This is a genomic window from Microcoleus sp. N3A4, from assembly GCF_036701805.1.
Lineage (GTDB): Bacteria > Cyanobacteriota > Cyanobacteriia > Cyanobacteriales > Microcoleaceae > Microcoleus.
Window position 1 is genome coordinate 64,591 of record NZ_JAUBRJ010000035.1, and the last position, 10,246, is coordinate 74,836.

Genomic DNA, 10,246 nt, shown 5'->3' on the forward strand with positions numbered 1-10,246 from the left:
AAAATGGGATACCTCATTTTAAAATATAAATTTTTAACTTTCCCATCTTCAATCTTCCACCTTCAATCTTCCATCTTCAATCTTCCTTCATTTGACAACTTAATGTTTGGTCTAATCGGTCACTTAACCAGCTTAGAACACGCCCAATCAGTAGCTAACGAGCTGGGCTATCCAGAATATGCCGATCAAGGTCTCGATTTTTGGTGCAGCGCACCGCCCCAAATAGTTGATCAGATCACGGTAACAAGCATCACTGGACAAAAAATAGAAGGCCGCTATGTGGAGTCCTGTTTTCTGCCAGAAATGCTAGCCACTCGCCGGATTAAAGCAGCCACTCGCAAAATCCTTAATGCGATGGCACACGCTCAAAAAAACGGGATTAACATCACTGCTTTAGGCGGCTTTTCTTCGATCATTTTTGAGACTTTCAACTTGCAGCAAATTAAGCAAATTCGCAATCTCAAGTTGGAGTTTGAACGCTTCACCACTGGCAACACTCACACGGCTTACATCCTCTGCCGCCAAGTAGAAGAAGCAGCCCCCAAATTGGGGATAGAACTTTCAAAAGCCACTGTAGCCGTTTGCGGTGCTACTGGCGATATTGGTAGTGCTGTGTGTCGCTGGCTCAATCTTAAAACAAATGTAGCAGAATTGTTGCTGATTGCCCGCGACAAAGAACGATTGCAAGATTTGCAATCGGAATTGGGGCGAGGCAAAATCATGGATTTGGAAGAAGCCCTGCCCCAAGCGGATATTGTAGTGTGGGTAGCCAGTATGCCAAAGGGAGTAGAAATTGACCCTAAGACATTGAAGCAACCCTGTTTATTGATTGACGGTGGCTATCCGAAAAATCTGGCAACTCAGGTTCAGCATCCCGAAATTTACGTACTCAATGGCGGCATTGTGGAGCATTCCCTCGATATTGAGTGGAAAATTATGAAGATTGTGAATATGGATGTACCGGGCCGACAGTTGTTTGCCTGTTTTGCTGAATCTATGCTGCTGGAATTTGAAAAATTGTATACCAATTTTTCTTGGGGACGGAATCAAATTACTGTGGAAAAGATGGAGCAAATCGGCGAGATTTCAGTTAAACACGGTTTCCGACCTTTAATGTCATTTTGATGTGATTTGTTGCAGTTATTGGTTATTGAGGAAAGTTTTTCTGATAATAACCAGTAACTTTTTTTAGACAGTTAACAGTTAACAGTTAACATTATGTCCGATCGCACGACCAGCATAAAAGTTGTTTGTAGTTACGAACAAGCGGATGTGATTGGCTGCAAGAGTTTGTCTTTCTGCTTCTGATATTTGATTGTCGGCGACAACAGCTAATACAGACAGGGCTGTTAAAGCTTCCGAAGGGGTAAGTTCGATCGCGCTGGTGTCACTTTTTGGACTTGGGAACAGTTCAGCAGGGTTAGGTTTTTTGTGGCTGTGGGGGTCTAGGGGCGCGGGGAAGTATGCGCGTAAAACTCAGAAGCAAGCAAAAATAGTGTAGCAAAAAACGAGGCTCAAACCTCTGGTTTTCAACAAGATTACTAAGCAAAGGATAATTCAAAACTTCCAAATTTCCAAATTTCCCCTCTTTTTCAGCATCACCTGACAGGGTAGGATCTGGAAATAGTCGATCGACAAAACCTTAAAACCCTATAGAAATTATCAGCGTGGCAAACCCAGACCGCAAACCACTACTCTTAGATTTTGAAAAGCCCCTGGCCGAACTCGAAACCCGAATTCACCAGATCCGCGAACTCGCCCAAGAAAACAGCGTCGATGTCACCGACGAAATTCGCAAACTCGAAGCGCGTTCCGCCCAACTGCGACAAGAGATTTTCAGCAGCTTGTCCCCCATGCAGCGCCTGCAACTCGCCCGTCACCCGCGCCGCCCCAGTACCCTCGATTACATTCAGGCAATTAGCGACGAGTGGATCGAGCTTCACGGCGATCGGCGCGGCGGAGACGACCCGGCCCTCGTCGGCGGAATTGCCCGCATAGACGGGCGTCCCACAGTCATCATCGGCCATCAAAAAGGGCGCGACACTAAAGACAATATCGCCCGCAACTTCGGCATGGCGGCTCCCGGCGGATACCGCAAAGCCCTGCGGTTGATGGAACACGCCGATCGCTTCGGAATGCCAATTTTCACTTTTATCGACACTCCGGGAGCTTGGGCGGGCTTAGAAGCAGAACAGCTAGGACAGGGAGAGGCGATCGCCTGCAACCTGCGAGAAATGTTTCGCCTCGACGTTCCCATTATTTGCACCGTCATCGGAGAAGGCGGTTCCGGCGGCGCCTTGGGCATCGGCGTCGGCGAGCGGCTGTTGATGCTGGAACATTCCGTCTACACCGTCGCCACCCCCGAAGCTTGTGCGGCCATCCTCTGGAAAGACTCTGGCAAAGCTAACTTGGCCGCAGAAGCCCTCAAAATTACTTCCTGGGATTTGAAAAACCTCGGCGTTCTCGATCAAATAGTGCCCGAGCCGGTCGGCGGCGCTCACTCGAATCCCCTCAAAGCTGCATCCATACTCAAACAAGCTTTGTTGGAAAACTTAGCAGAACTGACACAGCTTACGGGTCAGCAGCGGCGCCAGATGCGGTATCAAAAGTTTCGCGACATCGGTGTATTCACAGAAATTTCTGCTTGAGCCGATCGATTCACAGTTATCACTTATGAGTGAAAAATCTCTTAACTTCAAACTCATAACTGATAACTCACTATTCTGCGGATCTGTCAGCAGTGTTATAATTTCTCAGGTGACACCAGCTTAACAGTTCTTAATGTCGATCTCATAATTAACTGCGAGCTCCCGCAGCAGACAGTTGTCTAATTTGTCGAAGAAGGCTGCAACGCTTTAGGGAGTTGCCGAGCGAAAGTATTAGGACACTGAATGAACCATCCAACAACAAAGCAGGCTCTGATTACCGGAGCCAGCAGCGGTATTGGCAAAGCGACGGCTCTAGCGTTCGCCGCCGAGGGCATAAATCTGGCCTTAGTTAGCCGAGAGTCAGAAAACTTAGAAGCCGTTGCCGCCGCAGCCCGAGAAGTCGGAGTGAAAGCAGAAGCTTATCCCTTAGACTTGGCAAAAATTGAGCAAGTGCAAAGCAGCATCAGCGCGATCGCAGCTCAATTCGGTTCCGTAGATATCCTGGTCAACAGCGCTGGCATGGGCTACACCGGCTCCTTGACGGAAACGCCGCTAGCCGACTGGCAGAGCGTTCTAGACCTCAATCTTACTAGCGTTTGGCAGTGCATTCTAGGAGTTTTGCCCTCCATGCGCGATCGCGGATCGGGAATCATTATCAACGTTTCCTCGATCGCCGGCAACCAAACCTTCCCCAATTGGGGAGCCTACTCCGTCAGCAAATTCGGTCTCATGGCTTTGTCTAAAACCTTAGCCGCCGAAGAACGGGCTCGCGGAATTCGCGTAACAGCAATCTGTCCGGGTTCTGTCAACACTCCCATGTGGGACACAAACACCGTGCAATCCGACTTCGATCGCACCGCCATGTTAACCCCAGAAATCGTCGCCCAATCAATTCTGCACGCAGTTCAGTTGCCACCAAGTGCAGTAATTGAAGAAATCACCATCATGTCCAACGCAGGAGTTTTGTGAACTTGAGATTTTAGACTGCTGGATTTTTCTCGAATTTAACAATCTTTGAATCTCTAGCTATAGCCTTTCTCAAACAGGTGAGGTACGAATTTTGACCTGGAAAGCTTGACAATACAGGGTTTCTGTATACCTCATTTATCTGAGAACCGCTATATATCTCCCAATCGAAAATCGAAAATCGAAAATCGAAAATCGATTCACCCTCACACCAACTTCTTATGACAATTGCATCTTCCAACGATTCCAATGGCTCGAACTCAACCTCGACTGACAGCATGAAACTTTCAGAAACCGCAGACAACAACACCCCGCGCATCACCACTCGACCAGATCGCAATTCCTCGAACGGTCAAGAATCCAGCGTCCCCGTACCCTCAGAAGTAGGTCAGGAAGAAATGATGGAGGCCGTTCGGACCATGCTGCTCGGAATAGGAGAAGACCCCGAACGCGAAGGATTGCTCAAAACCCCGAAGCGGGTAGCAGAAGCAATGCAGTTTCTCACCAGCGGCTACAGTCAATCCCTCGAAGAACTCCTCAACGGCGCTATTTTTGACGAAGGTCACAACGAAATGGTACTGGTGCGAGACATCAGCGTATTCAGTATGTGCGAACACCATATGCTGCCGTTTATGGGCCGAGTTCACATTGCTTACATTCCCAACCAAAAAGTAGTGGGACTGAGCAAATTAGCCCGAATTGCCGAAATGTACAGCCGTCGATTGCAGGTGCAGGAACGTTTGACGCGCCAAATTGCCGAAGCAGTTCAGACAATATTGGAACCGAAGGGAGTGGCTGTAGTAATGGAAGCCAGCCATATGTGCATGACGATGCGGGGCGTGCAAAAACCCGGTGCTTGGACGGTTACGAGTGCCATGTTGGGCGTGTTTCAAGAGGAACAGAAAACTCGCGAAGAATTCCTGAATTTGATCCGCCACCAACCGGCATTCTTTTAGTCAGTTGACCGTTGACAGTTGACAGTTGACAGTTGGCAGTTAACAGTAATTAGTAGGTTGGGTTGAGGGACGAACCCTCCGTTTCACTCCGCCCAACATCATCTATCAAGCAAGGCTAATGACAACTAACAGTCAGCAGTCAACAGTCAACAGCCACAGTAAAGGCTGTGGCAGCGATTCCAAAATCTAAAATCTAAAATCTAAAATCTAAAATCGGATGACGATCGACTGATAAACCCATAAAATAGACGGGTGACTCATGGCTTGTGACTAATGAATCCTATTAAATTCGGTACAGATGGCTGGCGCGGCATCATTGCTGACGATTTTACATTCGATCGCGTGGCGTTAGTAGCTCCCCTAGCTGCACAAGTTCTCGCACAAACTGGTGGCAGCGATGGCAGCAGCGGTACCGTAATTGTCGGTCACGACCGCCGGTTTCTGGCTGAAGAATTTGCCAAAACAGCGGCTGTTGCCGTCCAAAACGCAGGATTTGACGTGCTCTTGAGCGAATCCTATGCCCCTACTCCGGCTTTCAGTTTAGCTGCCAAACAATTAAATGCTTTGGGCGCGATCGTCCTGACAGCCAGCCACAATCCAGGTGCATATTTAGGGTTAAAAGTCAAGGGCGGATTTGGCGGTTCAGTTTCGCCCGAAGTTACTCAACATATAGAAGAAAAACTCGACAATCCGGCAGCACTTTCAGCAACTCCCGGGAAATTGGAGAATTTCAATCCTTGGCCGGCTTACTGCAAAACCTTGCGGGAAATGGTAGATATTGAGGCGATTAAAGAAGCGATCGCCAGCGGCAAAATTACAGTATTTGTAGATGTAATGCACGGTGCCGCAGCAGGAGGATTAGCTCAAATTTTAGAAGAAACAGTGCAGGAAGTCAACAGCGATCGAGATCCGCTGTTCGGCGGCGGTGCACCCGAACCTTTGCCGCGCTACCTGTCGCAGTTATTCCGCGTGATGCGAACTCACCAGCGAAAAAGTTCTGGTTTGTCGATCGGATTTGTATTTGACGGAGATAGCGATCGAATTGCAGCCGTTGACTCTAGCGGCAACTTTCTCAGTTCACAAATCCTAGTTCCCATATTAATCGAACATTTAGCAAAACGGCGCGGCTTGACCGGGGAAGTCATCAAAACAGTCAGCGGTTCAGACATAATTCCCAAAATTGCCAAGCTGTACGACTTGCCTTTATTTGAAACGCCGATCGGTTACAAGTATATAGCCGATCGAATGTTAACCACCCAAGTCTTAGTCGGCGGCGAAGAATCGGGAGGAATTGGCTACGGTACGCACATTCCCGAACGAGATGCTTTACTGTCAGCGCTGTACTTGTTAGAAGCAGTTGTCAAATCCGGGGAAGACTTAAGCGAAATTTACAGCCGACTGCAACAAGAAACCAGCTTTACTTCAGCTTATGACAGAATCGACTTGCACTTAGCAAACATGGAAGAAAGGTCGCGCTTGCTGTCGCTGCTGCAAAATCAACCCTTAACTGAAATCGCCGGCAAAGCAGTTGTAGATTGCAACAAAGTTGACGGATATAAATTCCGTTTAGCCGACGGAAGTTGGCTGTTAATTCGGTTTAGCGGAACCGAACCAGTGCTGCGGCTGTATTCGGAAGCGGCGACATTGAAAGAAGTGATGCAAAACTTAAATTGGGCGAAGGATTGGGCGCAAAATTAATTTGATTTTTTAACCGCAGATAAACGCAGATGAACGCGGATGACTTAATATCACACCTCTCTTTCTCTGCGCCATCTGCGCCATCTGCGGTTAAAAAAATCTTGTTCATAAATGAAATCGTATTGCCGTAGCAATCCTCCCATCAATGGTGAACTCTTTCTCTTCTCTTCTTTTCTCTTTCTTCGCGTCCTTCGCGTCTTCGCGGTTCGGAAAAAAAAATCTTACTCACCAAGGAAATACTATTGCTATATCATATCAAATCCGGGTTGCTTACCCCCTTTATGATGAGCATGAAAGTAGGGTGCGTCGCCACGAATAATTCTCGCCCGCCCGCCAAGATTAAACGAGCGACGCACCCTACCCCTCATAATGGGGATGGCTAACCCGGATTTGGTATCTGGTTAATTTTAGGATAAAAGCAAATGGCATACAGCGATTTCAGCCTTGCGAAAGTCAAAAAAGATTTTGGTTTAACTTTGGATGAAAGCCGCGATTTATTTGCCGCTACATCCCCTGTTGTACCGTCAGAAATCTTAACAACTATTTTAAACGATTACGTGCCTTTAGCAATTTCTATTTCCACTGAGAAGGCTCGATCGGAATTTTTAATTGCTCCGATTTTGGCAGAAGTTAGGCGGCTGTTAAACAAGCGAGTTTCGCTGTTTTCAGGTAAGGATTTTACTGTCGATCCAGCAAGGGGATTGCAAGGATTTTGCGATTATATTATTAGCGGTTCTCAAGAACAATTGTTTATCAGCGCTCCAGTTGTGACTATCTTTGAAGCGAAAAAAGAAGATATTATTGGCGGGTTGGGGCAATGCGCGGCGGCAATGGTAGCGGCTCAATGTTTCAATCAAAACCAAGACAGTGAGGTCGATCGCATTTACGGTTCAGTGACGACTGGCACTAACTGGAAGTTCTTGATTTTAGAGGCAACTACTCTCTATATCGATCCGACAGAATACTATATTAAAGAGGTTGATAAGATTTTGGGAATTTTATTGCAACCATTTTCTTAATCTTTTGTTAATATCAATGGGTAAGTTTTAAGAGAAATAATGACTAATCGCAAATTGCTAGTTTTAGCTACGGGCAATCAGGGTAAACTCAAGGAAATGCAAGTTTATCTTCAGGATTTGGGATGGGAATTGCAGCTTAAACCGGAAGAGTTGGAAATCGAGGAAACAGGCGAAACTTTTATTGCTAATGCTTGCTTGAAGGCGTCTGAAGTGGCAAAAGCAACCGGCCAATGGTCGATCGCCGATGATTCAGGTTTAATGGTAGATGCACTCGACGGTAGACCTGGGATTTACTCGGGGCGCTACGGGAAAACCGATGCTGACAGGATCGATCGACTTCTCAAAGAATTGGGAAGCGAACAAAACCGACAAGCACAATTTGTTGGCGCGATCGCGATCGCCCGTCCTGACGGTACAATTGCCGTGCAAGTAGAAGGAATTTGCCGCGGCGAAATCCTGCAAACTCCACGCGGTACGGGAGGTTTCGGGTATGACCCGATTTTCTACGTGCCCGCACAGCAACAGACTTTTGCAGAAATGACACCAGAGATCAAGCGATCGCACTCCCACCGCGGCAGAGCATTCCAGGCTTTAATACCACAAATCGAGACAATTGTCAAGTAAATTCCGAAGAAAGAGGGAAGAAGTCATTAGTCAGTAGTCATTAGTTAGTAGGCAGATCAATGCCCCATGCCCAATGCCCAATGCCCAATGCCCAATGCCCCATTCCCTATTCCCCAGTATCTTAGATTGCTTCCTGGTTTTTTTCCCCAGTCCGAATCCGAATAATTTGTTCTACAGGAGAGATGAAAATCTTGCCGTCGCCAATCTCGCCCGTGCGGGAAGCAGCAATAATTTTATCAACCACCATGTCAACCTGATCGTTTTCCACAACAATCTCGACCTTGAGCTTTTGCAAGAACTCAACGGTGTACTCAGAACCGCGATAGCGTTCAGTCATGCCCTTCTGACGCCCAAAACCTCTAACTTCAGAAACAGTCATCCCCACAATGCCAGCATTGACGAGCGCGATTTTCACTTCGTCTAGTTTAAAGGGGCGAATAATAGCTTCAACCTTTTTCAAGTTTCTCACTCCTAACATTACTACTTTCGTTATATTACTTAATCGGCGTGACATCTTTTAATATCACTGCCAACAGCAAGTATTTTGTCAAATATATTACCCTATGTTGTACTCGCGACGAAATTCACGCCAACCTTTAACAATATTCTCAGATTTTCCGGGGGCGCGGGCTCTGGACTCTGGCCGATCGCGGTAGAGTGAAGAAGAGTGCAGCCGTCCCCCGCCATCTGCTAAAACAGAAAAAGAACGCAGGAGACAGGAGTTTTCCGGGTTTCCGCTTTGCTATGTGAGATTTGCACCTATTGCTGAAAACTATAATTGCCAGAGGCGGTCAGTTAAACTATTCTTATGCACCCAGCCAGCCCTCCCCCTGACCGCAGCGGGCTTGATGCCCTACTGAGAAATCGCCCCTTCCTCGCCTTGTGGACAGGCCAGTTGTTGGCCCAAGTGGCCGATAAAATCTTTTACGTATTGCTGATTATTCTGCTGAAAACAGGCGACTACCTACCCTGGCCTGTTTCTTGGCAGCATTCGGGAAATTCTATGCTGTCAGCGGTGATGATCGCCTACACGCTGCCGGCGATCGTATTTGGTTCGGCGGCCGGTATCGTCGTAGACCGCTTTTCCAAAAAGCAAATGCTGATCGGCTGCAACGTGATTCGAGCCGTGCTGATTATAGCTTTGCCGTTTTTGCCCAAAGCTTTTGCCGTTTTGTTGGCGATGACGTTTTTGATCTCTACCGTAACGCAATTTTTTGCTCCGGCTGAGCAGGCGGCAATCCCCCTGGCGGTGGGGCGAGAGGGACTGATGTCGGCAAATGCGCTGTTCGCCTCGTCCACAATGGGCGGCATTATTGTCGGTATGACGATCGGCGAACCGCTGTTTAGTTGGGTAAAACACAGCTTCGGAGCAGCTTCTCAAGAGTTTTTGCTGGGCGGGTTGTACCTGATATCCGCAGGTTTGATCTATGCCATGCAGATCAAAGAAACTCGTGCCGGCAGCAGCGGCAAAAACATTCATCCTTGGCAAGACCTCAAGGAAGGTTTGCGGTATTTGAAACACAATCGCCTTGTCAGCAACGCGATGGTGCAGTTGACGATTTTGTATTCTGTGTTTGCGGCGCTTCAGGTGTTGGCGATCGCGCTTTCAGGCAAAATAGGTCTCAAAGAAACTCAATTTGGCTTTTTGCTGGCTGCAGCGGGAATCGGAATGGTCTTCGGCGCGGCTTTTTTGGGACACTGGGGCGATCGCCTCCACCACAAACCTCTGCCGTTAATCGGTTTTTTGATGATGGGTTTTGTATTAGCAATGTTTGCCTTTGTCAGACAGTTGTGGGTGGGATTCGGATTGAGCGCTCTATTCGGTTTTGGTGCTTCCTTAATTAACGGCCCGATGCAAGCTCTGATTCAAGAAAAAACTCCAGAATCTATGCGGGGCAAAGTCTTTGGATTGGAAAACAATGCGATTAATATTGCTCTGAGCCTGCCTTTAGCGATTACTGGGCCGCTGACGGATGCTGTCAGCAAAGCCGTCGGCTCGGATGACTTAGGCTTGCGGATCGTGTTGCTGAGTTTGGGCTTTTTGGTCTCGGTGATGGGCATGGCAGCTTGGCGCCATACCCGCAAAGTCCTGGCGGACGTATTGTGAACTTTGGCAAGAAGGAAGTTCGGCAACGAGCAATGTACGGGATGTAACGGATGTAACGGATGTAACGGATGTAACGGAGGTCAGGAAGAAGGGAGAAGTCCGAAAGAAGAGGGCTTTCTTTTAGCGATCGATCTCTAACATATAGCGGTTCTCAAGTAAGTGAGGTACGTAGCCCTAGCTTTAGCCCTCTTAATTGTGCTTATGTAGCTTGCGTGAGGTAAGCACCGC

Annotated in this window: 9 protein-coding genes; 8 read left to right on the forward strand and 1 reads right to left on the reverse strand. The window is 47.8% G+C overall.

The features are described from left to right. The first annotated feature begins 102 nt into the window (after positions 1 to 102). The 7 genes from QUA56_RS20390 (at position 103) to rdgB (ending at position 7,911) form a co-directional block, all read left to right on the forward strand. Complete coding sequence (locus tag QUA56_RS20390; protein ID WP_333360895.1) at positions 103 to 1,125, forward strand: long-chain acyl-[acyl-carrier-protein] reductase; 1,023 nt, start codon at positions 103 to 105, stop codon at positions 1,123 to 1,125. A gap of 542 nt (positions 1,126 to 1,667) precedes the next feature. After that, positions 1,668 to 2,648, forward strand: a complete 981-nt coding sequence (gene accA, locus QUA56_RS20395) for an acetyl-CoA carboxylase carboxyl transferase subunit alpha (protein ID WP_333360873.1) — start codon at positions 1,668 to 1,670, stop codon at positions 2,646 to 2,648. Positions 2,649 to 2,891: 243 nt separating this feature from the next. Beyond that, positions 2,892 to 3,617: an SDR family oxidoreductase gene (locus QUA56_RS20400; RefSeq protein WP_333360876.1), complete on the forward strand. Its 726-nt coding sequence runs from the start codon at positions 2,892 to 2,894 to the stop codon at positions 3,615 to 3,617. A gap of 218 nt (positions 3,618 to 3,835) precedes the next feature. Further along, a complete protein-coding gene (gene folE / locus QUA56_RS20405; protein ID WP_333360878.1) occupies positions 3,836 to 4,570 on the forward strand; it encodes a GTP cyclohydrolase I FolE in 735 nt (244 codons plus the stop codon). Between the two features lie 273 nt (positions 4,571 to 4,843). Continuing rightward, positions 4,844 to 6,268: a phosphoglucomutase/phosphomannomutase family protein gene (locus QUA56_RS20410; RefSeq protein ID WP_333360881.1), complete on the forward strand. Its 1,425-nt coding sequence runs from the start codon at positions 4,844 to 4,846 to the stop codon at positions 6,266 to 6,268. 422 nt (positions 6,269 to 6,690) lie between these two features. Beyond that, a complete protein-coding gene (locus tag QUA56_RS20415; protein ID WP_333360883.1) occupies positions 6,691 to 7,287 on the forward strand; it encodes a hypothetical protein in 597 nt (198 codons plus the stop codon). Between the two features lie 39 nt (positions 7,288 to 7,326). Beyond that, positions 7,327 to 7,911 carry an RdgB/HAM1 family non-canonical purine NTP pyrophosphatase gene (gene rdgB, locus QUA56_RS20420; protein ID WP_333360885.1) on the forward strand — a complete coding sequence of 195 codons (585 nt, stop codon included), beginning with the start codon at positions 7,327 to 7,329 and terminating at the stop codon, positions 7,909 to 7,911. Positions 7,912 to 8,032: 121 nt separating this feature from the next. Here rdgB and QUA56_RS20425 read toward each other — a convergent pair whose 3' ends face one another. Continuing rightward, positions 8,033 to 8,371 carry a P-II family nitrogen regulator gene (locus QUA56_RS20425; protein ID WP_265234570.1) on the reverse strand — a complete coding sequence of 113 codons (339 nt, stop codon included), beginning with the start codon at positions 8,369 to 8,371 and terminating at the stop codon, positions 8,033 to 8,035. A gap of 348 nt (positions 8,372 to 8,719) precedes the next feature. On the opposite strand from QUA56_RS20425, the gene QUA56_RS20430 reads away from it, so the two are divergent. Continuing rightward, a complete protein-coding gene (locus QUA56_RS20430) occupies positions 8,720 to 10,018 on the forward strand; it encodes an MFS transporter (protein WP_333360887.1) in 1,299 nt (432 codons plus the stop codon). Positions 10,019 to 10,246 lie beyond the last annotated feature (228 nt).